Source organism: Xanthomonas nasturtii (assembly GCF_023337365.3).
Lineage (GTDB): Bacteria > Pseudomonadota > Gammaproteobacteria > Xanthomonadales > Xanthomonadaceae > Xanthomonas > Xanthomonas nasturtii.
Map to the genome: position 1 here is coordinate 2,464,867 of NZ_CP142084.2, position 26,540 is coordinate 2,491,406.

The window sequence follows — 26,540 nt, forward strand, 5'->3', positions numbered from 1 at the left end:
AAACGCACCGTTTTTTCTCATCACTACCACGCGTTCGTCATCCAGGCGTGGCCATCCTGCATCCGCGGATGGTCGTGCGCATAGTGCGCAGCTGCAGTCGCCACGCTCCCCGCAGGATAGTTCTCCGTTCCCACGAGGTCGTCGGGTCACATGCTTGAAGTGTCATCACACAATGTCTGGATCGCGCTAGCGGTTACGTTGGCCGCCGGATTGGCGACCGGGCTCGGCAGTCTCATGGTGGTGTTCGCCAAGAAGCCCAATCCGCGGCTGTTGGCGTTCGGGCTGGCGTTCGCCGGTGGCGCGATGGTGTACGTGTCCTTGTCGGAGATCCTCAACAAATCGATCGCCGCGTTTTCGCATGCCTACAACGACAAACTCGGCTTCACCTTCGGCACGCTGACCTTTCTCGGTGGCATGCTGTTGATCATGGTGATCGACCGCCTGGTGCCCAATCCGCACCAGAGTCTGTCCAGCGACGATCCGCAGTTTCGTGACGACAACCGCGCCTACATTCGCCGGGTCGGCTTGATGACGGCCATTGCGATCACCGCACACAATTTCCCCGAAGGGTTGGCCACCTTTTTCGCCACGCTGGAAAGCCCGGCGGTGGGCATGCCGCTGGCCTTCGCGATCGCCATCCACAACATTCCCGAAGGCATCGCGATTGCGGTGCCGGTGTATTTCGCCACGCGCAACAAGTTCTACGCATTCGGTGCCAGCCTGCTCAGCGGACTGGCCGAACCGATCGGCGCGGGGATCGGGTATCTGGCCTTATCCAATGTGCTGTCCGAAGCGGTGTTCGGCACGGTATTCGGCCTGATTTCCGGGGTCATGGTGTTTCTGGCACTGGACGAACTGTTGCCAGCCGCCAAACGCTACGCACAAGGCCACGAGACCGTGTACGGCCTGGTGTCGGGCATGGGGACGCTGGCGATCAGCCTGGTGCTGTTCCGCTTCGCGACACCTTAAACCGCGTCTTACGCCGGCGGCGCCAATCCTCATTCGCTGGTAACGACGCCTGACCCAGTACCGACTGACACAGCCACTACAGTGGTGATGTTGCTGTGTCGCGACTGGCAAGCGCATTACGCTTGCGGCGTGTTCGCAATCGCGCTGCCTTACTCTCAGCGAGTCCTCACGCTCGCGGCTCCCCGCATGCCTGCTGAACACCGCTGCGCCTGGTCGGCCGCACAGCCGTTTCAGCAAGCTGCCAGACATCCAAGCCGACGCATGGTACGCGCGTCATAAACGCGCACACTGCGAGGTGCCGTATGCAACGCACATGGTCACAAGGGCGCCTTGCCTGGGCGCTGGCTGTCGCATCCACCGTGGACGCGTGCACTTGGCGATGCGTATGCCAAGGCAGCTGACGACGTGCTCAACGCGGTTCAGCTCATGCGCCAGCGCGCCCAGGCCAGCGGCCATTTGCGCAGTACGCCGCAACAGCAAGTGCAGGTGGCGCGCCATGTGCTAACCCCGATCCTGGGTGAGGCGCGCATTGCGCCGCCCGCACAGGTGATCACCATCGAGCCAGCACAGCCGGATGTGGTGTAAGTGCAGCGCTACGACCCCGGCGTGGTCTACAGCACGCCGGTCGATGTGTATCGCGATTATCGCTATCGCCCGGTGCGTTGGGACGATCACAGCGACGTGGTTACCACCGGCCTGGTGTCGTTTGGCGTCGGCGTGCTGGTAGGCGGCGCACCTGAGCACCATCACGGCTGGTTCGGCTGGGCCGAGCCAGCGCCGGCCTGGCACCGCTGGGGCTGGAACAACTGGGGGGTGGACTGGAACGCGCCGGCATTACGTGGTCTACCAGAACGTGGTCTACCAGAATCATGTCTATGCACTACGCACCACCATCATCAACAACCGAACGACCTATATCGATGCACGTTCGTATGTGCATCAGGATCAGCGTCACGGGTTCAACACGACCTCTGCGCCTGCGCCCGTTGCAGGCGTTTCGCCGCCCGGCTTTGCTGTGGCGCGGGCGGCTGCTGTGCCGGCCGCGGCGGCCAATCCGCGTGCACTCAGCGCGTTTTCCGGCTCCGCTACGCCGGCGCCCTCGCCCGCCCAGTTTTATCGCGCGCCCGACTACGCGCATCTGTCAGCGCCGCATTTCAACGCGCAGATGCTGCAGCCGGGGCGTCCGGTGGCGCTGCATGCCTCGTCGCCGCCGCATGCAGCGTCAGTGGCAGCTGTGTCGAATCCGATGCGGCAAGTGCCGGCTGCGCTGCATGCGTCTGGTCTGCAAGCGCCGCCATCCGTACCGCGCCCGGCCATGAAGCCGGAACCGCAGCAACACGCGCAGCGGATGGCTTCGTTTACTCCGCCACGCGCTGCAGTGGTGCGTTCGGCCGATCCGCACCCGCAGCGCCCGCATCCGTCAGCGCAGCCGCAGCATCACGACCACCGCCAGGACAGTTGAGCCAGCGCGCTGACGCAACCACCCTGGCCGTGTCAGCGACCCAGCCGGCCCAGCGCTTCGGCCAGTTCGGGCGCCAGCGGTGCGCTCAGCACGTACGGCGTCTTGCCAGCATCCAGCGCAAATTCAAGCGACGCCGCGTGCAGGAACAGCCGCTTCAGACCCAACTGGTCGCGCAACCGCTTGTTCACCTCGGCCTCGCCGTACTTGTCGTCACCCGCGACCGGGTGTCCCAGGTGCTGGGCATGCACACGGATCTGGTGGGTGCGGCCGGTCTCGATGCGAACTTCGCAATACGAATGCCCGCCGCGCCGTTCCAGTAACTTGAAATGGCTCAGCGATGGCTTGCCGATCGCATTCACCTGTACATGCCGCTCGCCACCCTGGCGCAGGCCGATGTGCAATGGCGCATCTACGGTCATCACGCCGTCGGGCATGCGCCCGACCAGCAAGGTCAGGTAGCGCTTGGTGATGCCGCGGCCTTCGACGCTGTCGTCCTCACGCATCAGCGCCTGCAGCTCGGTCAGCGCCGAGCGCTTCTTGGCCACGATCAATAGGCCGGATGTATCGCGGTCGAGCCGGTGTACCAGCTCCAGACTCTGGTTCGGCCGCAGCGCCCGCAGCGTTTCGATGGCGCCGAAACTGATCCCGCTGCCGCTGTGGCTGGCTACCCCGGACGGCTTGTTGAGCGCGAGCAGGCGCGCATCCTCGAACACGATCGCCGCTTCCAGCCGCGCCATGAACGACGACGGTGGCGCTGTCTTATCGCCCTCCTCGGTCACCCGCACCGGCGGAATCCGCACTTCCTCGCCACCCTCGAGCTTGCGCTCGGCCTTGGCACGCCCACCGTTCACCCGCACCTGACCGCTGCGGACCAGCTTGTAGATCAGGCTGCGCGGGGCGCCCTTGAGCTGGCCAAGCAGGAAATTGTCCAGCCGCTGCCCAGCACGGTCTTCCGGAACTTTGAGAATGCGCACGCCGACACGGTCGGTCGGCGGCTTGGGGGGCTGGGGGTCGGTCATCCGGCTCTTTATTCTGTTACACTCGGCGAGCGAGATAAGGGTTTGATTTTGTTGGAAGTTGATTGGCCAGAAGCCTGACTTCCGATGATTCCGGCACAGTGCGCGACCACCGCCCCCGGGGCGGCCATGTTAGCGGCTCACCGGCCTGCCCGGCCATCGCCGGCGGTTTTTACCGCTGCGCTGAACATGTCCCGTGCGCTGCCCCGGTTCGTCCGGACGCGGCTGCCGGCCCTGAAACACCTATAAAACTTAAAGACAAGCGCTCCCGCGGCCTGCCGTGGTGTTGCAGCGCTGGAAACCCTGGTCAGGCCTGTCCGCGCGTTGCGCGAAGGGCCGACAAGCTGTTCCAGAGGCGAAACGTCACGGCGTTCCGCGCGGTAGAGCGCGTGAGGAACGCAACAATGAAGCGAATGCTGATCAACGCAACGCAGGCCGAAGAGCTGCGCGTGGCGATTGTGGACGGCCAGACCCTGTACGACATCGACATCGAACAGCCGTCCAAGGAACAAAAGAAGTCCAACATCTACAAGGGCCGTATCACCCGGCTTGAGCCTTCCCTGGAAGCGGCGTTCGTGGACTACGGCGCCGAGCGTCATGGCTTCCTGCCGTTGAAGGAAATTTCCCGCGATTACTTCCAGGCCAGCGTCGACCACAACAAGTCGACCATTCGCGAGTTGCTGCGCGAAGGCCAGGAAATCGTGGTGCAGGTCGACAAGGAAGAGCGCGGCAACAAGGGTGCTGCCCTGACCACGTTCATCTCGCTGGCCGGCCGCTACATGGTGCTGATGCCCAATTCGCCGAGCGCCGGTGGCGTTTCGCGTCGCATCGAAGGCGAAGACCGCGCCGCACTGAAGGAAGCCCTGGACAAGCTCGACATTCCGGACGACATGGGCGTGATCATCCGCACCGCCGGTGTTGGCCGTGACGCCGAAGAACTGCAGTGGGATCTGGACTACCTGCTGCAGACCTGGAAGGCGATTGCCGAGGCGGCACTGAGCAAGCCGGCCGCCTTCCTGATCTACCAGGAATCGCGCCTGATCATCCGCGCCCTGCGCGACTACCTGCGCGCCGACGTCGGCGAGATCCTGGTCGATACGCCGGAGCTGTACGCCGACGCCCAGGAATTCATGAAGCAGGTGATGCCGCAGAGCCTGCGCAAGCTCAAGCACTACACCGACGACATCCCGCTGTTCAACCGCTTCCAGATCGAATCGCAGATCGAAGGCGCCTACGAGCGCAATGTGCGCCTGCCTTCGGGCGGCTCGATCGTGGTGGACCAGACCGAAGCGCTGACCGCCGTCGACGTGAACTCTTCGCGCGCCACCAAGGGCAGCGACATCGAAGAGACCGCGTTCCAGACCAATCTGGAAGCGGCCGAAGAAGTGGCCCGCCAGTTGCGCCTGCGCGACCTGGGCGGCCTGGTGGTCATCGACTTCATCGACATGGCCTCGACCAAGCACCAGCGCGAAGTCGAAAACAAGCTGCAGAACGCGCTCAAGTACGACCGTGCACGCGTGCAGCTGGGCCGTATCTCGCGCTTCGGCCTGATGGAAATGAGCCGCCAGCGCCTGCGTCCGAGCCTGGGCGAATCCAGCCAGATCGTGTGCCCGCGTTGCGACGGCCATGGCCGCATGCGCAGCGTCGAGTCGCTGTCGCTGTCCATCATCCGCGTGGCCGAAGAACACGCCATGAAGGAAAACACCGGGCAGGTGCTGGTCCAGGCGCCGGTGGAAATCGCCAACTATCTGCTCAACGAGAAGCGCAGCGCGCTGCGCGAGATCGAAAATCGCCACGCCTCGCCGATCATCATCGTCGCCGACGAGCAGCTGCACACGCCGCATTACGAAGTCACCCGCCTGCGCGAGAACGAGCTGGGCGAAGACAGCGGCAAGCCGAGCTACCAGCGCGGCACCCCGCGCAAGCTGCCGGTGCACGCACTGACCAAGGCGCAGTTGAACATTCCTGCAGCCCCGGCGGTCACCTCGATCAAGCCGAGCCAGCCCGCGCCGGTGCGTGAAGAGGCCCCTGCCCCGGTGGCCGCAGCTCCTGCGCCGGCGCCGGTCGTCGCACTGCCGCTGCCTGCGCCGGTGACCGGTGTGGTCGGCTGGCTGAAGCGGATCTTCGGCGGCGTCGAACCGGTCGCTCCTGCGCCGGAAACGACCCAGCGCCCGCGCCAGAACGATGCTGGCCGCGGCAACCGCAACGAGCGTGGCGACCGTGGCGGCCAACGCCGCGACGGTCGCGATGCCCGCAACGGCGGCAACGGTGGCAATCAGCAGCGCGGCAATGGCGGCAACGGCAACGGCGCCAACAAGGAACGCCGTGACGAACGCCGCCAGCCGGCAAATGGCGCAAGCACGCAGAACGGTGCTCAGGCCCAGCAGCAGGTGCAGGTCGCCAAGCCGCCGCGCAACGAGGCGCAGCCGCCCAAGCAACAGCAGCCGCAGCAGTCTCAGCAGCAAAAGCAAAAGCCGCAGAACCAGACGCCGCGTCCGCCACGTGCACCCGCACAGCAGGACGGCGTCCCGTCCGAGCGGCAGCAGCGCCCTGCCCGTCAGGATGAAGGCACTGCTTCGGCACAGACGCTGACCGCAACTGCGGCAACTGCAACGACGTCGAGCGTGGTTGCGGCGATCGCCGACACCGCTGCACCGGTAACGACGCAGGCCCCCGCGGCCGAAGCGAGCCAGGCGCATCCGGTGGATGTGATCGTGACCGACGCGCATGCCGATCGCGGCACCGACGCGGCTGCAGACGGTCAGAACCCGGACGTTCCGGGCGATGATTCGGCCAATGGCGACGGCGGAAGCCGTCGTCGTCGCGGTCGTCGCGGTGGCCGTCGTCGCCGTCGCGGCGCTGGCGCAAATGGTGAAGGCGGTAGCGGCGTCGATGGTCTGGAAACGGACGATCTGGACGGCGATGCAGAAGGCGATCTCGATGGCGACAACGAGAATGACGCTGACGACACCGCCGCGCAGACACAGACCTCGTCTGCGCCGCGCGCCGGCCAGCCCGAGTTCGACTTCGATGACGAGGCCCCTGCTGCGGCAGTGGCGCGCGCCAAGCCCGAGTCCAGCGCGCCGGCAGCGGTGAAGCCGCGTCCGGTGCCGAAGGAGCGTGCGGAAACGCAGGCCGAGGCCGACACGTCGTCGACCACCGCGCCGGTGTCCAATGCCGCGCCGTCATTCGAACAGCAGGCCGCCGCTCCGGCTGCTGCGGCAGTGAATCGGGCTCGTAGCGATGCAGCGGTGACGGCCGCGGCACCTGCTGCGTCGACGCCTGCGGCCCAGGCATCAGGTTCGGCCCCGGTTGCTCCGGCCCCGGTTGCAGGAACGGCTTCGGTTACCGAGCAGTCCGCGACAGTGGCCGCGCCGGTGGCCGCACCGTCGCCGGCAGCTGCTGCGACCGCCATGCCTTCGGCACAGGCTTCGGAGCCCGCTGCGAAGACAGTCTCTGAGCCTGCGGTTACTGCCTACTCTGCACCCGCTACCGCGTCTGTTGCTCCGCCTGCGGTTACCAAGCCTGTTGAGCAGCCCGGCACGACGGTATCGCCGACCGCTGCAGAGCCGGCTGTGCAGCATAAGCAGGTACCGTCGGCGTCGGCAGACGCTTCGGCACCTGCCACAGCTACGCAGACGCGCGTCGTACCTGCTGTTTCCCCGGAAGCTGCAGCGCAACCAGAGCCCGCAAAAGCTGACGCGCCTGCCGTTGCTGCAGATGTGAAAGCACCTGCAACAACGCCGAGTCCGTCAGCAGAAGCAGCTGTGGTCACGGTCAAAGCGCCGCATGCGGAGCCCACCAGCGCTGCAAGTTCCGCAGATGTCGCAGCGACCTCCACGGCACAGGTGCCGCAGGCGACGCCGGCAGCGGACAACGCATCTGCTGCGCCGGTGCGCAAGCCGTACGCTCCGGTGCAAACCACGTTGCTCGACGCGCTGGCTCCGCAAGACGCTTCCGCGTCGTCATCGACGTCGGCCGCTGCACCGGTGCCGTACAAGGCGGCGGAGCAGTCGGCAGCGGTTGCACCGGTTTCGCCTGCGCACGTGGCGGAACCGTCGACCGACAAGCCCAAGCCGACCGTCACCGTTTCCGAAGCGGTGAAGCGGGCAGCCCCGGCCAGCCCGACGGCCGACGCGCAAGCGGAAGAAGACGACACCGACAAGCCGCATCACGATCACTGATCGCGACAGGGCTTGTCATCCAGCCTGGAACACGCAGGCTGGATCGGCGTCAAGCAGAGCGGCCTTCGGGCCGCTTTGTTTTTTGTGGCTTATGGATCACCAGAACGAAAGACGTTCGATCCACGCAAGCGCGATGACAGGCACTCGAGCGTCTATCGCACGAGCGTCGCTGCAATACCTGCAAATTTCTGGTCCCAGCATCCTGGCAAACGTTTCGCAGCCTCAGTTCGCGGTTGCTAGAGAAATGCTGGGCGCTAGCGTCGACATGCGCGTGCAGACGCGAAAAAGCACCTTGCCACTCGCTCGCTTTCAATGCGGCAAGAAGCGCCTCTACCTCCAGATTTACCCTTTCGACCCAGCATGCCTCACTGCCATGGCGCGGCAAACAATGTTTCTGCGCGACGCCTCGTTGATGCAACAGCAACCTCAGAGCAGTGGCGTCTAGTGCAGCCAAGGCGCGTGAAGCACCTGGGTGTCAACAAAACGATAGAGGCGGCGGTCGACAACAAGCCACTGGCCCTGGGCCTAGCTCCATCTCAATCAAGAAACAGCTTCAGACCAACCACTGCATCAACGGCAATGACGCTGTAGACCTGGCGGGCCTGGCAACCCGCACAACGCACTACAGCGTTCGCGCAGGATCCGTCAGCCCGTACTGGTTGGCCAGACGCGCCAATGCGATGTTGTCCTGGATGCCGACCTTTTCGAACAGGCGCGCCTTATGCGTGTTGATGGTCTTGGAGCTGAGGTTCAAGCGCTTGGCGATGTCTTCCTGACGCAGCCCCTGGGTTAGCAGCAAGGCGACTTCCAGTTCCCGCGGGGACAATGAGTCGAACGGCGAACCGCCGCCTTCCAGATTCGACAACGCCAGGTTCTGCGCGATCGTATTGCCCAGATAGCGCCGCCCCAGCGCGACTTCGCGCACTGCACGCAATAGTTCGTGCGCATCGCCACCTTTGCCGACATAGCCGGACGCACCGGCTTCGAGCAGACGCTTGGGCAGCGGGCCGTCTTCGAGCACCGATACGATGATCACGCGCGTGCCGTAATCGCCCTTGACGATACGCTCGGTGATCTCCAGTCCGCTCACGCCTGGCAGATGCAGATCGCACAGCACAATGTCCGGTTTGAGCTGACGAATCTGCGGCAGTGCGGCTTCGCCACTCTCTGCTTCGCCCACGACATCGACGTCCACTTCCTTGGACAGAATCATCTTCATGCCGGTACGCACGAGTGCATGATCGTCGATCAGAAAAACTCTGATGGTCATCCTTGTTGTCCTCGCTAGCGGCTGGCTGATGCAGCCTATCTCCGTGAATAATTCAGGGCAAGCTCGATGCGACGTATTACGCTCAAGTCAGAGCGCCAAGACGCATCACTACAGCATGCATGACATGCGCAAATCCCGACGTTGCAACGTGTAACAATGATGCGAGCGCCTGTACGACCAGGTGCATCGGGCAACCCAGTCGCGCTCGGTCAGATTTTCCCTGTATCGGCAGTACCTTCGCCATCAATCAACGGGTTCAGTGCCGGATCCAGTGCGATGCGTTCGTCGAAGACGAAGCAACGGCCGTCATAGCCTTCTCCACCGACCTCTTCGAAATAGCCCAGGATTCCGCCCTCCAGTTGCAGCACGTTGTCCATGCCATCGGCCTGCATCCACAGCGCGGCTTTTTCGCAACGGATGCCACCGGTGCAGAAGCTGACCACCGTGGTATCGGCCAACGCCGCACGATGCGGTTCCAGTGCGTCAGGTAAGTCGGTGAACTTGTAGATGGGCAGCGTCAACGCACCCTGGAAGGTTCCGTACGCCACTTCCTGCGCATTGCGCGTGTCCAGCAGCACCAGCGGGCGGCCACGATCGTCCTGCCCATGACGCATCCACTCACGCAGCACGGCAGGCGTTACCGAAGGCGCGCGACCTTGCAATGGCGATGCGTCGCTGCGCCGGAAGCTGATGATTTCCGGTTTGATCTTGACCTTGAGCCGCGCGAACGGCTGCTGCGCACTCTCGCTGTACTTGATCCGTATCCGCGCGAAACGCGCGTCGGCCTGCAGCCACGCGTAGAACGCGCCGATCTGCTCGGCCGCGCCGGCCAGGAACAGGTTGATGCCTTCCTCGGCCACCAGCACCGACCCTTTCAGCAACCGTTGTTCGGCCTGCGCGAGCACGCTTGCAGCCAGCGTCTGCGGATCCTGGATGGCGACGAATTGGTAGGCTGCGGTATTGGTGATCATCCGGCCATTTTAAGGCCGCGGGCAGCCTCTAGCGAGCGCTGCGAATTTGAAGGCGAGGCGGCGCATTAGTGCGCGTACAACCGCATCAAACCGGGCCTTCAGCCGCGCAGCAGCAGAAACGGCAGCAAGACCAGCGAGGCGATCACCAGCATGCCGATCAGCGTCGCGATCACGAAGACCGGTCGCCTGCGCAGCAGCGCGCCGAAGGTTTCCGCGGTGCCGGCTGCCAACTCCTCCTGGCGCTGGGCGCGTGCAATCGCACCGCGCTGCGCCTGGTAGGCATCCATCGCCGCCTTGGCGCGCGGATAGTCGGTATCGTCGCTCAGCCAGAGACCGCCTGCAGAAATCCCCCAGTTGCTGGGACGCGTTTCGTAGAACCGCACAGCCTGCTCGCGCATCAGCGCACGCACCTCGTCGGCTTCGTCTTCGGGAACGTTACGCAGATTGAGCAGCAGCTTGGCCATGCCGCGATGATACCGGGACCCAGGTGCGATAATGGCCGCCTTCCTTCAAGGACCCTGCCATGCGCCTTCTGTTGACGCTCTGTGTCGCCCTGCTGCTCGCAAGCTGCGCACCCGCCCTGCCGCCCTCCGGCGGCACCATCGCCAGCTTCGAGCGGATCGACCACACCGTGGGGACCGGTGCAGAAGCCACGCCAGGTGTGATGGTGACCGTGCACTACACCGGCTGGCTGTACGACGAAAAAGCCGCCGACAAGCATGGCAAGAAGTTCGACAGCTCGCTGGATCGCGCCGAGCCGTTTCAGTTCGTGCTGGGGGGCCACCAGGTCATTCGCGGCTGGGACGATGGCGTTGCCGGCATGCGTGTCGGCGGCAAGCGCACCTTGATGATTCCGCCTGAGTACGGCTATGGCGACAACGGCGCAGGTGGCGTGATTCCGCCCGGCGCATCGCTGGTGTTCGATGTGGAATTGCTGGGCGTGCAGCCGCGCTGAGTGCCAGAACGATGACGGATCTGAGCACGCGGCGGCTGGCCGTGATCGGTGGTGGGCCGGCCGGTTTGATGGCGGCGGAAGTGGCCTGCGCGGCAGGCCTGGCAGTGGATCTCTACGAGGCCAAGGGCTCGGTGGGGCGCAAGTTCCTGATCGCCGGCAAAGGCGGTTTGAACCTGACCCATTCCGATCCGATGCCGCTGTTTGCGCAACGCTATCGCGAGCGTCTGCTGCCGGTTGCTGCGTGGTTGCACGACTTCGACGCTGACGCGCTGCGCGAGTGGGCGCGCGGGTTGGGGGTTGAGACCTACGTTGGCAGCTCCGGGCGGGTATTCCCGATGGATCGCAAGGCGGCGCCATTGCTGCGCGGTTGGGTGCGCCGGCTCAAGGACCAAGGCGTCGTGTTTCATGTGCAGCATCGTTGGCTGGGCTGGGGCGAGAACGGCGCACTATGTTTCGACACCCCTAGCGGCGCCGTCGAACGCACAACGGGTGCAACGGTCTTGGCGCTTGGTGGCGGCAGCTGGCCGCAACTCGGCTCCGATGGTCTGTGGCAGGCATCTCTGCAGCGACACGGCATTGCGGTTGCGCCACTGGTGCCGGCCAATTGCGGCTTCGATAGCGAGTGGAGTGCGCACTTCGTGCAGCGTCATGCAGGTGCGCCGCTCAAACCGGTGGTTGCGCACTGGCAGGATCGCAATGGCGTGCAGCACGCGTTGCAGGGCGAATGCGTGGCTACGGCGACCGGCATCGAGGGCAGCCTGATCTACGCCATGGCCGCGGACCTGCGCGAGCAGATCGATGCGCATGGCGTTGCCGAACTCGTGCTGGATCTGATTCCCGGCCGCTCGCTCGAACGCGTGCATACCGAACTGGAGCAGCCACGCAAGGGACGCAGCTTCAGCGAGCACTTGCGTCGCCAGGTCGGGATCGAGGGCGTCAAGGCAGCCCTGCTCTACGAACACCTCGGCAAGCAGGCGGGCAACGATGTTGCACTAGTCGCGCGCACGCTCAAGCAGTTGCCGCTGCGCTTGCTACGGCCGCGCCCGCTCGCCGAAGCGATCAGTTCGGCAGGGGGCGTGCGGCTGGAGGCGCTGGACGATCGGTTGATGGCGCTCGCGCAACCCGGCGTGTTTTGCGCCGGCGAAATGCTCGATTGGGAAGCGCCGACAGGTGGCTACCTGCTCACCGCCTGTTTCGCCAGCGGATTACGGGCTGCACGTGGCGCGGTGCAGTGGCTGGAACAACACGAGGTGCGCGCTACAGGCGATCGCTGACCGCTGCACGTGGCCACACCGATTTGACGTCGTACACCACGGCACCCGGTTTGCCGAGCGCAGCGATGCGTGCCACGTCGTAGTCACGATACTGCGTATGCGCTACCGCCAGCACCACGGCGTCGTAGGCGCCCTCTTCTGGCGTCTCGCATAACTGCACGCCGCCATGCTGCAGCGCCTCTACAGGGTCAGCCCAGGGGTCGCAGGTGTCCACCTGCACGCCAGCAGCCTGCAGTAGCTGCACCAGTTCCAGCGCACGGCTGTTGCGCAGGTCGGGGCAGTTCTCCTTGAAGGTGGCGCCCAGCACCAGCACCCTGGCCTGCGCGAGCGCGACGCCACGCATGGCCAGCATGCCGCAGACGCGCTCGGCCACATGTCGGCCGACACGGTTGTTGACCTGACGCGCGGTGTGGATCAGGTCCGGGTGATAGCCCACGCTTTCGGATTTGTGCATCAGGTAATACGGGTCCACGCCGATGCAGTGCCCACCGACCAGGCCGGGACGAAACGGCAGGAAATTCCATTTGGTTCCTGCAGCCTCGAGCACATCGAGCGTGTCGATTCCCAACTTGTCGAAGATCAATGCCAGTTCGTTGACCAGCGCGATATTGACGTCGCGCTGGATGTTTTCGACCACTTTGGCCGCTTCGGCCACACGCATCGACGAAGCGCGCCAGGTGCCAGCGGTAATGATGCTGGTGTACAGCGCATCGACCGCATCAGCGGCTTCCGCCGTCGAGCCGGAAGTGATCTTGCGGATGTCGCGCAGACGCCGCTGGCGGTCGCCGGGGTTGACGCGTTCGGGGCTGTAGCTGCAGAAGAAATCCTGGTTGAAGCGCAGCCCGGAGGCTGCTTCAAGCAAGGGCACGCAGACTTCTTCGGTCGTGCCCGGGTAGACGGTGGATTCGTAGATCACCAGATCGCCGGGCTTGAGTGCAGCGGCGATCAAGCCAGTGGCGCTACGCAACGGCTCCAGGTCCGGCTGCTCGAAGCTGTCGATCGGCGTCGGCACGGTCACGATGAAAATGCTGCACGTGGCCAGGTCCGCAGCGTTTGCGGTGTAGCGCAACTGCGTTGCCGCGGCCAGCTCGGTGGCGTCCAGTTCCAGCGTGGCATCGTGGCCATCGCGCAACTGCGCAACGCGCTGCGCATCGATGTCGAAGCCCAGCGTGTCGCGCTGCTCACCGAATGCAACCGCCAGCGGCAGGCCGACATAGCCAAGCCCGATGACGGCGATACGCCCCTGTGGCGATGCGAGAAGCGTATTGCAAGACATGCAGTTCCTTGGGATGGTGCGCGGCCGGTGGCTGCGTGCGGTGCGGCGGCAGCATAGCGCAGGCAGCAAGAGCGAGGCAGTGCATGATGGACATCGCAGCGATTCACAATCGCCGCGCAATCAGGCACGCTATCGCAATGCCCGGGTGGCGAAATTGGTAGACGCAAGGGACTTAAAATCCCTCAGCCGCAAGGCTATGCGGGTTCGACCCCCGCCCCGGGCACGTTTTATTCGCAACCCGTGCCAGCGCACGCTGTAGTGGTTTTCGAGCTGCGTGACGCTCAACCACGCGCCACCGACACATGATCGCGTGAGTCCGCAACAGATGGGTGTTTACCCGCGGCGCCGGGCTGCGCGCTCGACAGACTTGTGCTGCATATCGCGTTGCCAGGTGGTCTTGACGCCACTTGCCCCCTATTCATCCAAGCCGTCTGCGCGCGCAAGAGCGACTGGAAGGAGCGTCCACTATCGGGACGCTTGAACGTGATTGCACAGGGCGTCGCGCAAGACACCCACTCCGCAACACATCACATCACATCACATCGATGTCTGCCGCAAATAAAAAACCCTGGATATCGTGCGATATCCAGGGTCTAAATTTGGAGCGGGAAACGAGACTCGAACTCGCGACCTCAACCTTGGCAAGGTTGCGCTCTACCAACTGAGCTATTCCCGCGTGGAGCGAAATTGTACAGCGTGTTACTTGTTTGCGCCACCCCTGTCGTTGTTACCAACTGCAGAAAACAGCGCATGCAATGTGGAGGCCTGGGCCGGAATTGAACCGGCGTACGCGGATTTGCAGTCCGCTGCATAACCACTCTACCACCAGGCCGAAACTTCAAACCCAAGGCATCCTGCCTTGAAACAACGAGGCCCCTGACGCGGGGCCTTGTCTATATCTGGAGCGGGAAACGAGACTCGAACTCGCGACCTCAACCTTGGCAAGGTTGCGCTCTACCAACTGAGCTATTCCCGCTTGGGAGGCGAAATTCTACAGCGAACAGAATAGGTGTCAACTGTTGCTTTCGATTTTTTTCGGCTTGGTGCTGATCGCCGCTTTTTCGTCGGCGCGCAGGCTCGGCCAGGCGGCCTGCAGGTACTGAAAGCCCGACCACAGCGTCAATAGCGCAGCGACTGCCAGCGTCCAGTAACCGGCACGGAAGATCAGGTTGCCGAACCAGATTTCATGCGTGGGCATCTGCCCCGGCGTGACCGAGTACAGCAAACAGAGCAATGCCACCATTTGTGCGGTGGTCTTGACCTTGCCGATCGCCGCCACACGCACCTTGGCGCGCTGGCCGATCTCAGCCATCCACTCGCGTAGCGCAGAGACGGCGATCTCGCGCCCGACGATGACTGCGGCCCAGAACGCCATCCACGGCGTGGGGTGGCCCTGCACGATCAGGAACAACGCCACGGCGACCATCAGCTTGTCGGCGACCGGGTCCAGAAACGCGCCGAACGCGGAATACTGGTGGTAACGCCGCGCGACCCAGCCATCCAGCCAGTCGGTGATGGCAGCCAGCGCGAACACGCCGGCGGACGCAAAATTCGTCCACGTGTACGGCAGGTAGAACACCACGACCAACACCGGGATCATCAGGATCCTCAGCAGTGTCAGCCACGTGGGGATGGTCAACTTCATTACGGACTCGACTCGCCTGCCGCATCGGGAAGCGCCAGCCCGTGCAGGTTAGCGTAGATTCGCGCGGCAAGTGCGGCATTGACCCCTTCCACGCGGGCAATCTCGGCCTCGCCGGCGGCCTTGAGGCCCACCAGCCCGCCGAAATGCTTGAGCAGACTTGCCCGACGCCGCGGGCCGATGCCGGGGATGTCCTCGAGCTTGCTGGTCATGCGCGCCTTCTGGCGGCGCCCGCGGTGACCGGTGATCGCAAAGCGGTGCGCTTCGTCACGGACCTGTTGGATGAACTGCAGTGCTGGCGATGCCGCGCCCGGGCGCAGCTCGCGGCCATCGGCCATGATCAGCGCCTCGTGCCCCGCCCTGCGTTCTTCGCCCTTCGCCACGCCGACCAGCAGGACGTTTTCGACCCCGAGTTCGGCCAGTGCGGCCTGCGCCTGCGCCAGCTGGCCCGCGCCGCCGTCGATCAGCAGCACATCGGGCAGGACGCCGTTCTCTTCCACGGCGCGACGGAAACGGCGCTCGATCGCCTGCCGCATCGCTGCGTAATCGTCGCCCGGGGTGATGCCGGAAATATTGAAGCGGCGGTACTGGCTGCGCACCGGGCCGCTGGCATCGAACACCACGCACGAAGCGACGGTCGCCTCGCCCATGGTGTGGCTGATGTCGAAGCACTCCACCCGCTTGACCGCTTCGGCCAGCCCGAGCATTTCGCGCAACGCCTCGCTGCGTGCGTGCTGCGCGCTCTGGCTGGTGAGTTCGGTGACCAGGGTCAGCTGCGCATTGCGCGTGGCCAGCAGCAGATAACCGGCCCGCTCGCCGCGCACGTTCCACTTCAACGCCACCTTGTGTTCGGCGGCCGTGCTGAGCGCGGCTTCGATCAACTCGGCCTCCGGGATCTCGCGGTCGAGCAGGATCTCGCGCGGCGGCGAATGCTCGGCGTAGTACTGCGACACGAACGCGCCCAGGATTTCGTCGGCGCTGTCTTCGCCATTGGTCTTGGGAAAGAACGAGCGCGTGCCGAGGTTGCGGCCATCGCGAAAACTCAGCAGCAACACGCAGGCCTGGCTGGATTGCGTGGCGCAGGCCAGCACGTCCAGATCGGCTGCGCGGCCGTCGACATACTGGCGGTTCTGCATGCTGCGCAGCGACGACAACAGATCGCGCAGACGCGCGGCACGCTCGAATTCCAGCGCCTCGCTGGCCAGCTGCATCGAGTGCATGATCTCTTCGCCAAGCTGGTCGCTCTTGCCCTCCAGAAACATGGTGGCGCGACGTACCGATTCGGCGTAATCGGGCGCTGCCACCAGGTCCACGCACGGGCCGCTGCAACGCCCGATCTGGTACTGCAGGCATGGCCGCGAGCGGTTGCGGAACACGCTGTCTTCGCAACTGCGCAGCTTGAACAACTTGTGCATCAGGCTGAGTGTTTCGCGCACGCCGGTGACGCCGGTGTACGGGCCGAAGTAACGCCCCTGCACCGCACGCGGACCACGATGCAAGGCGATGCGCGGCCAGTCTTCGCGCGTGAGCAACACAAATGGGTAGCTCTTGTCGTCGCGCAACGAGACGTTGTAGCGCGGCGACAGCGATTTGATCAGCTGATTTTCCAGCAGCAGCGCTTCGGCTTCGCTGCGGGTCACGGTGACGTCCATGCGCGCCACCTGCGACAGCATCGAAGTCAACCGGGCGTTCTTCGGTGTGCCGTTGAAATAGCTGCCGACGCGCTTGCGCAACGCACCGGCCTTGCCGACGTACAGCAAGGTGTCATCGGCCGCATACATGCGGTAGACGCCAGGCGCGGTGCTCAGCTGCGCAGCAAACGCTTTTCCATCGAAATCGCTTTGGGGCCTTGCGCTCATTCGTCTATCGCAACATCACTCAGCGCGCCGCTTGCAAGGTCGTAACGCAAGATCGCGTGTGCATCGGTTTCTGCGATCCATACCGCACCGGCGGCAACCGCGAGGCCGGCTGGACCGTGCAGGCGACGCGGCAACTCGACCGTGGTCAATTCGCCGCCGCCCAGACGCAGGCAGCGCAGGCGGCCGTTGCCGGTGTCGGCGATCCACAGCAGCGGCGAATCGGCCGCCAGCGCGATGGCTTGCGGAAACTGCAGCCGCGCGGTGCCGCGCGGGCCGTCCTCGTCGCCGAACTGCCAGGTGCCCTGCCCGCCGACCAGGGTCTGCACCAGGTCGCCACGCAACTGCATGATGCGGATCGATGAGCCCAGCCCATCGCAGACATAAGCCACCTGCTGCACGGATGCCAGGCCGGCTGGCTGCGCAAACGCAGCAAGGTGGCCGCTGCCGTCGCGAATCTCAAGTGCACCGGTGCCTGCGCGCGCGGTCAGTGCAGCGCGGCCCAGGTGATAGCTCCAGATCCGGTTGTCGCCAGCCATGGCGATCAGCACCTGGTTGTCGGCGATTGCCAGACCTTGCGGATAGTTCAGCGCAGAGGCGCCGGACGACGCCAGCGGGCCTTCGACCGGCTCGCCGGAGCGGCCGGTGCCGCACAACGTGTCCACCTGCCCGCTGCGCAGGTGGATGCGACGCAGTGCGTGGTTACCGGTGTCGGCCACGTATAACTGGTCGCGCTCCAACGCCAGACCCTGCGGACGCCGGAATGCGGCTTCGCCGATGCCGCCGTCGATGAGGTCGGCGTTGCCATGCCCGAACTGACGCAGCACGCGGCCGCCGTGCGTGCACTCAAGCACGCGGTGGTGGCCGGTATCGGCGACGTATAGCCGGTCTTCGGTTGCCACAAGGCCGGTTGGAAAACGCAACGCCAGGCGCGGCTCGGGCTCGCGTTCTGTTACGCCGTGCAGGTCGGCATCCGATGGCGGCTGCTGGCCTTCGCACAAGGCGCTCAGTGCCTTGTCGAGATCGCCGGTGATGCCCACCAGGCGCTGCCGCTCGCGGCCGTAGGCATCCAGCAACACCAGCGTGGGCCAGGATTCGATACCGAAGCGGCGCCAGGTTTCCCAATCCTTGTCGAGCAGGATCGGCGCGCTGACACCGTGTCCGCGCAGTTGTTTAAGCGCGCGTTGCGGCAGGCGCTCGCTGTCGAACCGCGGGACCTGCACCACGATCACCTGCAGCCGGCCCGGGCTGCGCGCCTGCCAGTGGGCAAGCTCGGCCAGGCGTTCGGCGCACCACACCGAACTGGCATTGACGAACGCCAGCACCAGCGCACGGCCGCGATGCTCCTGCAAGGTAGATGGCCTGGCATTGAGCCAGGTGGGAAATTCCGGCAGTTCCTGGGTGAGCTGGGCATTCATGCGGTAATTATGCCCAAGCGCGATTAGCCGCGGGTGAGCCTGGCCACCGTCAGGCGTGCGGCAGCGTCGACCAGCTGCCATACCTGCTCGAAGTCGTCCATGCCGCCGGTGTAAGGGTCAGGGATGTCATCACGGGTTTCGATGCCGGCCCAGGGCAGCCACAAGGCAAGTTTTTCGCGCTGCGCCGCCGGCGCGATACGCTGCAGATCGCGCAGATTGTTGCCGTCGGCGCACAGCAGCCAATCGAAATGCTCGAAATCCGAGCGCTTCACCTGACGTGCGCGAAGACCGGAGATATCCACGCCATGGCCGCGCGCGCAGCGAATCGCGCGCGGGTCCGGCGGATCGCCGGCATGCCAGTCGCCGGTGCCGGCCGAATCGACGTCGATGCGCCGCGACAACCGCGCCTGGTCCAGTTGCGCACGCAAGGCGCCCTCGCCCATCGGCGAGCGGCAGATATTGCCCAGGCAGACGATCAGCACCTTCATGCCGAGGCGACCCGCATCTGCGCACGGGCGAGGTCGTCAGGGGTGTCGATACCCGGCGGAAACGGCTCGGGCGTCACGGCCACTGCGATGCGATAGCCGGCCTCCATCACGCGCAGTTGTTCCAGCGACTCGATGCGCTCCAGCATGCCGGGCGGCATCGCCGCAACGCGTTGCAAAAAGCCTGCGTGGTAGGCGTAGATACCGATGTGGCGCAGCCACTGGCCCTCGGCAGGCACGCTGTCGCGCTGGTTGGCGAAGCTGTCGCGATGCCAGGGGATCGGCGCACGGCTGAAATACAAGGCATCGCCGCCGGCGTTGCGCACCAGCTTCACCACATTGGGATCGAACAGGTCGTGCGCGTTGTCCACCGGCGCGGCCAGCGTGGCCATTTCGGCGCCGGAACGCTGCAGCAGATCGGCGACCGCGCGGATGCCGGCCGCCGGCGCGAACGGTTCGTCGCCTTGCAGATTGACCACGCAGGTCTGCTCGTCCCAGCCGGCAATGCGTGCGCATTCGGCAAGACGGTCGGTGCCGGAAAGATGCGCAGTGCCGGTCATCGCCACATGCACGCCGGGCAGATGCTCGATCGCCTCGGCAATACGCGCATCGTCGGTGGCCACCCAGACCTCGCGCGCGCCCGCCAGCAACGCACGCTCGGCCACGTGCTGAATCATCGGGCGATCGCCGATGCGTTGCAGCGGTTTGCCCGGCAGCCGCGTGGAAGCGTAACGGGCGGGAATGGCGACGACGAAATCGGCAGGCGGTGTGGTGGTCATACGGGCGTGCTCTGGGAAGCTGGAATGTGTGGGGAAACGAGATGGGCAAATGGCATGATGCATCCGTGTGCGTGAGCGCAGGCATGGCGTCCAGTTGGCGCGGCCATGTGCCACATCAGCACCGTGACGCCGCTGCACGCACCGCTCGCATGCACACCGACCATCATGATTGGTGCTTGCCCGACCATCGTCGCCGGACCTTACGCGGCATGGAGGCTGCGTAAGCGCCTGCATGGATGGATTCACGCCCCGTCTGGTAATGGTGGGCGGGCAAGGACGCTGCAGCCAAGCCGCACAACACCATTGCCAAAAAAAGCGCTCTTACACGCCCTGCCGGCTCGCCAATGTGTTCAAGCGGTCCAGCAAACTTACCCAGAATGCGGCCGGCAGCTCTGCCTTGAGCGGTACGCTGTAGAGCCACTCGTCGGCGAATGGACGGCACTTCACCGCGTCCTTTTCGGTCATCAGCACCGGCAGGCGGCTTCCAAAGCTGAAATCCGCGGCGCGATAGACATGATGGTCCGGAAACGCGTGCGGCACCACGCCGATACCGCGCGCCCGCAGCATCGCGAAAAAGCGCTCTGGATGCGCGATACCCGCCACGGCATGCACGCGTTGCCCGGCGAGCATGCTCAAGGGCTGCACGCGCTTGCCGTCCATCGGCTGCACGCAGTCGATGCTCAGACGCATCTGCCACTCGCCGAAACCGGCCGCGTCCGGCGCCTGCGGTGCCGCCGTGGCGCTGGCCTGGCCAAGATTGACCACGCGGAAATCGCAGTCGCGCGCGCGCGCGGCAGGCTCGCGCAGTGGCCCGGCAGGCAGCAGGCGTCCGTTGCCGTAGCGGCGTTGGCCATCGACCACTTCGATCTCCACATCGCGTGCCAGGCGGTAATGCTGCAGTCCATCGTCGCAGACCACGATGTCGCAGCCGGCTTCGACCAGGGCGCGTGCGGCGGCGAGCCGGTCGCTATCGACGCGCACGCGCGCACCGGTTTTCCAGGCGATCAACACCGGCTCGTCGCCGCCGAGTGCGACCGGCGTGTCCGCCTCGACCCACCGCGCGATACCGGCGTCATCGCGGCCGTAGCCACGGCTGGCCACGCCAGGGGTCCAGCCGGCTTCCTGCAGTTTGGAGACCAGCGCGATGGTCAGCGGCGTCTTGCCGGTGCCGCCGGCAGTGACGTTGCCGACCACGATCACCGGTACCGGCACGCCGTGGCGCTTGCGCCAACCGCGGCGATACAGCGCCCGTCGCAACGCGATCGCAGCACCGTAGACCGGCGCCAGGATGCGCGCCGGCAACGGAATCGACGTGTTGTCGTACCAGTAGCCCGGCGTGCGGGTGCCGCGCTTGCTCATGCCTGGCGTTCGCGGAACTGCATGCCGTGCAGGTGCGAATACAAGCCGCCCTGCGCCAGCAATTGGTCATGCGTCCCGCGCTCGACGATGCGGCCCTGGTCCATCACCAGCACCTGATCGGCATGCTCGATGGTGGACAGGCGGTGCGCGATCACCAGCGTGGTGCGGTCCGGCATCAACTTGTGCAAGGCATCTTGCACCAGCCGCTCGGATTCGTTGTCCAGCGCTGCGGTGGCCTCGTCCAGGATCAGGATCGGCGCGTCCTTGAGCATTGCACGCGCGATCGCCAGACGTTGGCGCTGGCCGCCGGACAGGCGCCCGCCCTTGGTGCCGACATGCGACTGCAAGCCTTCTGGCAACTGTGCGACGAATTCCATCGCATTGGCGCCCAGAATCGCGCGCTCAAGCTGGCTGGCATCGGCGTTGCGCATCTCGCCGAACGCCACGTTGTCGGCGATGCTGCCATCGAACAGCATCACCTGCTGGCCGACCAGCGCAATCTGCCGGCGCAGATCTGCCAAGGCGTACGCCTGCACCGGGTGGCCGTCGAGCAGGATCTGCCCGGCCTCGGCTTCGTAAAACCGTGGGATCAACTTGATCAGGCTGGATTTACCGCTGCCCGAGCGCCCGACAATGGCAGTGACCGTGCCCGGTTGGGCGACGAAGCTGACATCGGCCAGGGCCGGATTGACCTGGCCCGGGTAGCGCGCAGTGACATCGCGAAATTCGATCAGGCCCTTGGCGCGCGTCAGCGGTACGGCGCCCTGATCCGGCTCGTCCGGGCTGTCGAGCACCGAGAACAAACGCTCGGCCGACGCCAGGCCACGCTGCACCATGTTCTGCACGTTGGTCAGCTGCTTGAGACCGGGGATGATCGTCAGCATCGAGGTCATCAGCACGACGAAGTCGCCGGCCGTCAGCCGCCCGGCCAATGCCTGCGCACCAGCAACGAACAGCAATGCCGACAAGCCGATCGCACCGATCATCTGCACCGTGGCGGTGGAAATGCCGCGCGTGGATTCCACCTTCATCGCCAGGCGCAGATTGCGGTCGGCCAGCGCGCCATAGCGCTCCATCTCGGTCTGCTGCGCGCCGTAGATCTTGACCTCCTGATGGCTGGACAAGGTCTGGTCGGCGGCCTGCAACAGATGCGCGCCGCTTTCCTGGATGCTGTGGCTGATGCGTCGATAGCGCCGCGCCACCTTGTCCATCACCCAGGCCAGCACCGGGGCGAGCACCAGGATGGTCAGGGTGACCTGCCAGCTATGCCACAGCATCAGCGCCAGTGCGCCGATGACCTGCAGCGATTGCTGGATCATCACCTTCACCGCATCCACGGCGGCCTGCGCCACCTGGTCCGAATCCGAACCCAGGCGTATCAGCATCGACGGCACCGGTTCCGAGTCGAAACGCGACCCGGGCAGACGCAGATATTTCGCCATCACCTTGATGCGCAGATCGCGCGCGATGCTGCGCGCGGATTTCCCCATCGCCATGTCGGTGATGTAGCCGGCGATGCCGCGCACCACGAACAGCAAGATGATCTGCACCGGCAGCCAGCGACTGACTTCGGCGTTCTTGTAGATGAAGGTTTCGTCGGTGATCGGCTTCATCAACGCCAGAAAACCGGTGGTGCCGGCCGCTTCGATCAACGCCGCGATCAGCGCGGCGACCAGCAGCAGCCGATAGGGTTTGGCGAACGCCAGCAGGCGACGGTACGTGCGCCAGGACGAGACTGGCGCCGGGCGGTCGGTGGAGATGGTCACTGGCGGATTCCGTTGGTGCTTGTCTTGCCGGTCGTGCTGGCGGCGCCGGCCGGGGGCGCAGTAGCGATCGCGATGCGCCGGAAGCCGAGCTGGCCCAGCGCGTCTTGCGCGGTGACCACGGCCTGATACGGCGTGCGTGCATCGGCGCGCATCAGTACGGTCTGGTCGCGGTTGTCGCCGGCGATCTGGGCGATGGTTTGCTTGAGCGAATCCACGTCCGAGCGCAGCACTTCCTGATCGTTGATGAAATAACGCCCATCGGCGTTGACCAGCATGCTCAACGAACGCGGCGGTGCGCCGGTGTGCTGGTCGCTGGCGGTCGGCAGCTGCAATTGCAGCGTGGAGCGTGCGTCGAAGGTCGTGGTCACCACGAAGAAGATGATGAGGACGAGGATGACGTCGATCAATGGGACCAGGTCGATCTGTGGCTCGTCCTGGCTTCGGTCGCTACCGATGCGCATCCGTCAGCCCTTTGCCACGACGGGCTTGGCGGCCACTGCAGCCGGCGCGACGGCTGCCGGCACCACGCGGCCATCCATGGTGTCCAGCAGCAAGGTGGCTTCCTGCTCCATCTCGATGATGTAACCGGCAATGCGCCCCTTGAAGAAGCGATGCGCCATCAATGCAGGCACGGCAATGATCATGCCGGTGGCGGTGCACACCAGCGCCTTGCCGATGCCACCGGCGAGCTGATTCACATCGCCCACGCCATGATCGAGGATACCCATGAACATCTGGATCATGCCGACCACGGTGCCCAGCAGCCCCAGCAACGGACCGGCCGATGCGATCGTGCCCAATGCGTTCAGATAGCGCTCCATGCGGTGCAGCACATGCCGGCCAGTGTCTTCGATGCGTTCGCGGATCAGCTCACGCGGCCGGCCACGCACCTCCAGCGCGGCGGCCAGCAACGCGCCCAACGGGGAATTGCGGCGCAACGATTCGATATGGGTGGGGTCCAGCTTGCCGCGCGCGGCCCAATTACGGACCTCTTCGCCCAGACCGGGCGGCGTCACTTCATTGCGGCGCAGGCTCCACAGACGTTCCAGCACGATCGCCAGGGCAACCACGCCCAGCAACAGCAACGGCACCATCGGCCAACCGCCTGCCTTGACCAGCTCCAACACGATTCAATTCCTCCGGCAACGCGGCCGCCTATTCGCTGGCCGATAGGATAGCAGCCGACCGCCGCCGTTCCGCAGCATCCCATAGCCGCGGCTGCCAGCGCCGTCGCTCGCGCAGCTGCAGGCCATCGGCACCCAGCCAGACCCGGATTGCGCCAGCCTTTGCCGTGTCGAGCACCTCTGCCCCGCCCGCCTGCCAACGTTGCACCACCTCGGCGCGCGGATGTCCGAAGCGGTTGCCATGGCCGGAGGACACCAGCGCCAGGCGTGCGCCAGTCGCTGCGATGAAGCCGGCATGCGAGCCATCGGCGCTGCCATGGTGCGGGACGATCACCAGATCGGCACGCACCTCCGGGGCGTGTGTGCGCAGCAGGCGGCGTTCGACGATCTCGCCGATGTCGCCTGGCAACAGTGCGCTCGCATGCTGCGTTTCCACCCGCAAGACGCAGCTGGATTGATTGCGCAAATACGGAAAGCCAGCGCTGGGGTGCAGGAAGCGGAAGCGCACGCCATCCCATTCCCAGTGCTGCCCGGCGCGGCAGCGCGTACTGACCTCCAGCGGCGCATCCGGCGGTGCAGCGGTGAATGCGACCGGCAGCCCCGCACGCACCGCGGCATAGCCACCGGCATGATCGGCGTCGGCATGGCTGAGCACGATCGCGTCCAGCCGGCGTACCCCTAGCGCACGCAGCGCCGGCAGCACCACCCGCTCGCCGGCATCGAACCCATCGCGCACCGCCGGCCCGGTATCGAACAACAGCGCATGCCGTTGCGTGCGCACCAGCACCGCCAGGCCCTGCCCCACATCCAGCACCTGCACATCCGCCTCGCCTGCGGCGGGCAGTTCGCGATCGGGCCAGAGCAGCGGCAACCACAGCAGCGTCGCCAAGGATTTGCCCGGTGTCCCGCGTGGCAGCAACAGCCAGAACGCACCGAGCAGGGCCGCGATCATGGCGACCCCATCGGACTCGGGCACCCACCACAATGCCACCGTCGTCTGTCCCAGCCAGACAAACCCCGGCCAGGTCAGCTCGAAGCACCCGCCGGCAAGCTGCCATGCCCACCCGCCGGCACCTGGGTAGACCGCTTCAAGTGCGGTGCCGAGCAAGCAAAGCGGTACCACCACGAAGGTCCACCACGGAATGGCGACCAGATTGGCGAACGGCCCGACCAGCGACGCCTGCCCGAACAGGCTGACCGTCAACGGCAGCAAGCCGACCGTGGCGACGGTCTGCGCAGACAGGAAGCCGCGCACGATGGCGCGATCGTCCGAGGGCAAGCACCACACCAGCCACGCCACGCCGGCAAAGCTGAGCCAGAAGCCAGCCACCAGCACGCTGAGCGGGTCCCACAGCAACACCGTCAGCAAGGCGAGCGCGAGGATGTGCGCGGTCGTGGCGCGTCGCCGCAGCACCCTTGCCATGGCCACCACCGCAATCATCAACACGGTGCGTACCGTCGGCAGCGCCAGACCTGCCAGCACCGCGTAGGCGGCAGCGCCAATCAGCGCGGCAATCGCCGCGGCATGTACACGCGGCAGCAGCGTGCCAAGCCGCGGCTGCCAACGCCACACGCCGGCGACCAGCATCGCGAAGAATGCTGCAACCAGCCCGACATGAAATCCCGAGATCGCGATCAGATGGCTGAGCCCGGTCGCGCGCAAGGTCGCCCATGCCGCATCGTCGAGTCCCCGCGTGTCTCCCAGCGCTAGCGCACGCAGGTATGGCGCAGAAGGGCCACTGACACGCTCGGCGATGCGCTGCGACATCCGTTCGCGCCAGGCATCCACGCCTTGCGGCGGTGCGGTCTGGCGTGCCGCTGCGGGCACGCGCACATAGCCCGTTGCGACCAGGCGCTGCGCCAGCGCCTGGCGCTCGGCATCGAAGCCGCCGGGATTGCGCAGGCCGCGGGGCGCGCGCAGCTTGAGTCGCAGTTGCCAGCGCGCACCGGCCTGCAGCGCTGCGCGCGGGCCGATGCGTTCAGCACCGAAGTCGTCGTACCAGGCCAGCTGCAAGAGCTTGCCGCGCAGCGCTGCGGGCTGCGCCGGATCGTCGTCGACACGCAGCTGAAAGCGGGTACGTCGTTGCTCGGCAATCGGCAGCCCGACAATTTGCCCACGCACGCTGACCTGGCGCGCTTCATCCTGCGGAAGCAATTGCGCCCGCAGGACCCCGGCCACCTGCCACCCCATCGCACCGAAGCCGAACAGTGCGGCCGCCATGACCATCAGCAGCGCGCTCCAGCGCGGCCGCAGCCACACGCTCGCTCCGATGCCCAGCCCTGCAACGCATACGCAACCGGCATAGACCACCCGCGGCAGCAGCGCGGGCGACCAGGCGCACGCCACCACGCCCAGCAGCAATGCCGCAGCGAGAGCGACCGCCGATGCCATCTGGGGTGGTGCTGCCTGCGCTGAAGCCTGCGTGCTGCCGGTCGCCATCCTGGCCCCTATCAATCAACGCCTTGACCTTAGATTGCAGCCCACTCCGGGCACAGCAGTGGTTTACCTGTCTCAGGGTAGGGAGAACCCTGTTGCTGCGCTCGCCGGTTGCAACTGCACCGCGCCAATATCGGTACTGCAGGACGTCGCAACCCCTCGCTGCGATGCGTAACCCGGTGCTCGTGTGGATGTGCATGCGGCAAAGCGAATCCACCAATCAGCTACGCCGGTACACCCTTCCCTCAGGCATTCGCCTCGATTTTATGGCGTTGCCGCTATGGTCATCGTTGTTTT

18 protein-coding genes, 4 tRNA genes and 2 pseudogenes are annotated in these 26,540 nt (G+C 65.3%); 6 read left to right on the forward strand and 18 right to left on the reverse strand.

All coding sequences use genetic code 11. The features are described from left to right. Positions 1-150 precede the first annotated feature (150 nt). Positions 151-969: a zinc transporter ZupT gene (gene zupT / locus M3O59_RS10750; RefSeq protein ID WP_064630055.1), complete on the forward strand. Its 819-nt coding sequence runs from the start codon at positions 151-153 to the stop codon at positions 967-969. 360 nt (positions 970-1,329) lie between these two features. Further along, positions 1,330-2,431, forward strand: a pseudogene (locus tag M3O59_RS10755) (DUF3300 domain-containing protein); the annotation flags it as partial. 32 nt (positions 2,432-2,463) lie between these two features. On the opposite strand, the gene M3O59_RS10760 reads toward M3O59_RS10755, so the two are convergent. After that, complete coding sequence (locus M3O59_RS10760; protein ID WP_116906145.1) at positions 2,464-3,450, reverse strand: RluA family pseudouridine synthase; 987 nt, start codon at positions 3,448-3,450, stop codon at positions 2,464-2,466. A 410-nt stretch (positions 3,451-3,860) separates the two neighbouring features. Between M3O59_RS10760 and M3O59_RS10765 the strand changes: the two genes are divergently transcribed. After that, positions 3,861-7,631 carry a ribonuclease E/G gene (locus M3O59_RS10765; protein WP_249047000.1) on the forward strand — a complete coding sequence of 1,257 codons (3,771 nt, stop codon included), beginning with the start codon at positions 3,861-3,863 and terminating at the stop codon, positions 7,629-7,631. A gap of 622 nt (positions 7,632-8,253) precedes the next feature. Here M3O59_RS10765 and M3O59_RS10770 read toward each other — a convergent pair. From M3O59_RS10770 to M3O59_RS10780, 3 genes are all read right to left on the reverse strand, one after another. Continuing rightward, positions 8,254-8,901 carry a response regulator gene (locus tag M3O59_RS10770; RefSeq protein ID WP_064630067.1) on the reverse strand — a complete coding sequence of 216 codons (648 nt, stop codon included), beginning with the start codon at positions 8,899-8,901 and terminating at the stop codon, positions 8,254-8,256. A 209-nt stretch (positions 8,902-9,110) separates the two neighbouring features. Next, positions 9,111-9,872, reverse strand: coding sequence for a sulfurtransferase (locus M3O59_RS10775; RefSeq protein WP_116906142.1), 762 nt, complete (start codon positions 9,870-9,872; stop codon positions 9,111-9,113). A 98-nt stretch (positions 9,873-9,970) separates the two neighbouring features. After that, positions 9,971-10,336 carry a DUF6164 family protein gene (locus tag M3O59_RS10780; RefSeq protein WP_064630071.1) on the reverse strand — a complete coding sequence of 122 codons (366 nt, stop codon included), beginning with the start codon at positions 10,334-10,336 and terminating at the stop codon, positions 9,971-9,973. A 59-nt stretch (positions 10,337-10,395) separates the two neighbouring features. Between M3O59_RS10780 and M3O59_RS10785 the strand changes: the two genes are divergently transcribed. Together M3O59_RS10785 and M3O59_RS10790 are read left to right on the forward strand one after the other, a co-directional pair. Further along, positions 10,396-10,827, forward strand: a complete 432-nt coding sequence (locus M3O59_RS10785) for an FKBP-type peptidyl-prolyl cis-trans isomerase (RefSeq protein ID WP_064630074.1) — start codon at positions 10,396-10,398, stop codon at positions 10,825-10,827. Between the two features lie 11 nt (positions 10,828-10,838). After that, positions 10,839-12,101: a TIGR03862 family flavoprotein gene (locus tag M3O59_RS10790; protein ID WP_249046996.1), complete on the forward strand. Its 1,263-nt coding sequence runs from the start codon at positions 10,839-10,841 to the stop codon at positions 12,099-12,101. Here the strand turns inward: M3O59_RS10790 and M3O59_RS10795 are convergent. After that, positions 12,085-13,377, reverse strand: coding sequence for a nucleotide sugar dehydrogenase (locus M3O59_RS10795; protein ID WP_249046997.1), 1,293 nt, complete (start codon positions 13,375-13,377; stop codon positions 12,085-12,087). The genes M3O59_RS10790 and M3O59_RS10795 overlap by 17 nt on opposite strands. A gap of 139 nt (positions 13,378-13,516) precedes the next feature. On the opposite strand from M3O59_RS10795, the gene M3O59_RS10800 reads away from it, so the two are divergent. Then, positions 13,517-13,600 (forward strand) — tRNA-Leu (locus M3O59_RS10800). A gap of 377 nt (positions 13,601-13,977) precedes the next feature. Here the strand turns inward: M3O59_RS10800 and M3O59_RS10805 are convergent. From M3O59_RS10805 to M3O59_RS10865, 13 genes and pseudogenes are all read right to left on the reverse strand, one after another. Then, positions 13,978-14,053: transfer RNA gene (locus tag M3O59_RS10805), tRNA-Gly, on the reverse strand. 82 nt (positions 14,054-14,135) lie between these two features. Then, a tRNA-Cys gene (locus tag M3O59_RS10810) sits at positions 14,136-14,209 on the reverse strand. Between the two features lie 68 nt (positions 14,210-14,277). Then, positions 14,278-14,353, reverse strand: a tRNA-Gly gene (locus M3O59_RS10815). Between the two features lie 36 nt (positions 14,354-14,389). Next, complete coding sequence (pgsA, locus tag M3O59_RS10820; RefSeq protein ID WP_064630080.1) at positions 14,390-15,022, reverse strand: CDP-diacylglycerol--glycerol-3-phosphate 3-phosphatidyltransferase; 633 nt, start codon at positions 15,020-15,022, stop codon at positions 14,390-14,392. Further along, positions 15,022-16,878, reverse strand: a complete 1,857-nt coding sequence (gene uvrC, locus M3O59_RS10825; protein ID WP_116906138.1) for an excinuclease ABC subunit UvrC — start codon at positions 16,876-16,878, stop codon at positions 15,022-15,024. Before uvrC ends, pgsA begins: the two co-directional genes overlap by 1 nt. Further along, positions 16,875-18,293, reverse strand: a complete 1,419-nt coding sequence (locus M3O59_RS10830) for a hypothetical protein (protein WP_064630084.1) — start codon at positions 18,291-18,293, stop codon at positions 16,875-16,877. The genes uvrC and M3O59_RS10830 overlap by 4 nt, the downstream gene beginning before the upstream one ends. Before the next feature lie 23 nt (positions 18,294-18,316). Then, entirely contained in the window at positions 18,317-18,781 is a 465-nt protein-coding gene (locus M3O59_RS10835; RefSeq protein WP_064630086.1) for a low molecular weight protein-tyrosine-phosphatase, read from the reverse strand. After that, positions 18,778-19,557: a 3-deoxy-manno-octulosonate cytidylyltransferase gene (gene kdsB, locus M3O59_RS10840; protein WP_116906137.1), complete on the reverse strand. Its 780-nt coding sequence runs from the start codon at positions 19,555-19,557 to the stop codon at positions 18,778-18,780. Before kdsB ends, M3O59_RS10835 begins: the two co-directional genes overlap by 4 nt. A 321-nt stretch (positions 19,558-19,878) precedes the next feature. Next, positions 19,879-20,916 (reverse strand): tetraacyldisaccharide 4'-kinase, encoded by a 1,038-nt coding sequence (gene lpxK, locus M3O59_RS10845; RefSeq protein WP_116906136.1) that lies wholly within the window; start codon positions 20,914-20,916, stop codon positions 19,879-19,881. Beyond that, positions 20,913-22,682: a lipid A export permease/ATP-binding protein MsbA gene (gene msbA / locus M3O59_RS10850; RefSeq protein WP_116906135.1), complete on the reverse strand. Its 1,770-nt coding sequence runs from the start codon at positions 22,680-22,682 to the stop codon at positions 20,913-20,915. Before msbA ends, lpxK begins: the two co-directional genes overlap by 4 nt. Continuing rightward, complete coding sequence (locus M3O59_RS10855; RefSeq protein WP_116906134.1) at positions 22,679-23,143, reverse strand: ExbD/TolR family protein; 465 nt, start codon at positions 23,141-23,143, stop codon at positions 22,679-22,681. The genes msbA and M3O59_RS10855 overlap by 4 nt, the downstream gene beginning before the upstream one ends. Before the next feature lie 3 nt (positions 23,144-23,146). Beyond that, on the reverse strand, positions 23,147-23,809 hold the full coding sequence (locus M3O59_RS10860) for a MotA/TolQ/ExbB proton channel family protein (RefSeq protein ID WP_116906133.1): 663 nt from the start codon (positions 23,807-23,809) through the stop codon (positions 23,147-23,149). Then, a pseudogene (locus tag M3O59_RS10865) lies at positions 23,700-26,246 on the reverse strand (DNA internalization-related competence protein ComEC/Rec2). Before M3O59_RS10865 ends, M3O59_RS10860 begins: the two are co-directional and overlap by 110 nt. Positions 26,247-26,540 lie beyond the last annotated feature (294 nt).

Coding starts and splice junctions, on each gene's coding strand:
- zupT (WP_064630055.1), top strand. CDS start 151: ATGCTTGAAGTGTCATCACACAATGTCTGGATCGCGCTAGCGGTTACG.
- M3O59_RS10760 (WP_116906145.1), bottom strand. CDS start 3,450: ATGACCGACCCCCAGCCCCCCAAGCCGCCGACCGACCGTGTCGGCGTG.
- M3O59_RS10765 (WP_249047000.1), top strand. CDS start 3,861: ATGCTGATCAACGCAACGCAGGCCGAAGAGCTGCGCGTGGCGATTGTG.
- M3O59_RS10770 (WP_064630067.1), bottom strand. CDS start 8,901: ATGACCATCAGAGTTTTTCTGATCGACGATCATGCACTCGTGCGTACC.
- M3O59_RS10775 (WP_116906142.1), bottom strand. CDS start 9,872: ATGATCACCAATACCGCAGCCTACCAATTCGTCGCCATCCAGGATCCG.
- M3O59_RS10780 (WP_064630071.1), bottom strand. CDS start 10,336: ATGGCCAAGCTGCTGCTCAATCTGCGTAACGTTCCCGAAGACGAAGCC.
- M3O59_RS10785 (WP_064630074.1), top strand. CDS start 10,396: ATGCGCCTTCTGTTGACGCTCTGTGTCGCCCTGCTGCTCGCAAGCTGC.
- M3O59_RS10790 (WP_249046996.1), top strand. CDS start 10,839: ATGACGGATCTGAGCACGCGGCGGCTGGCCGTGATCGGTGGTGGGCCG.
- M3O59_RS10795 (WP_249046997.1), bottom strand. CDS start 13,377: ATGTCTTGCAATACGCTTCTCGCATCGCCACAGGGGCGTATCGCCGTC.
- pgsA (WP_064630080.1), bottom strand. CDS start 15,022: ATGAAGTTGACCATCCCCACGTGGCTGACACTGCTGAGGATCCTGATG.
- uvrC (WP_116906138.1), bottom strand. CDS start 16,878: ATGAGCGCAAGGCCCCAAAGCGATTTCGATGGAAAAGCGTTTGCTGCG.
- M3O59_RS10830 (WP_064630084.1), bottom strand. CDS start 18,293: ATGAATGCCCAGCTCACCCAGGAACTGCCGGAATTTCCCACCTGGCTC.
- M3O59_RS10835 (WP_064630086.1), bottom strand. CDS start 18,781: ATGAAGGTGCTGATCGTCTGCCTGGGCAATATCTGCCGCTCGCCGATG.
- kdsB (WP_116906137.1), bottom strand. CDS start 19,557: ATGACCACCACACCGCCTGCCGATTTCGTCGTCGCCATTCCCGCCCGT.
- lpxK (WP_116906136.1), bottom strand. CDS start 20,916: ATGAGCAAGCGCGGCACCCGCACGCCGGGCTACTGGTACGACAACACG.
- M3O59_RS10855 (WP_116906134.1), bottom strand. CDS start 23,143: ATGCGCATCGGTAGCGACCGAAGCCAGGACGAGCCACAGATCGACCTG.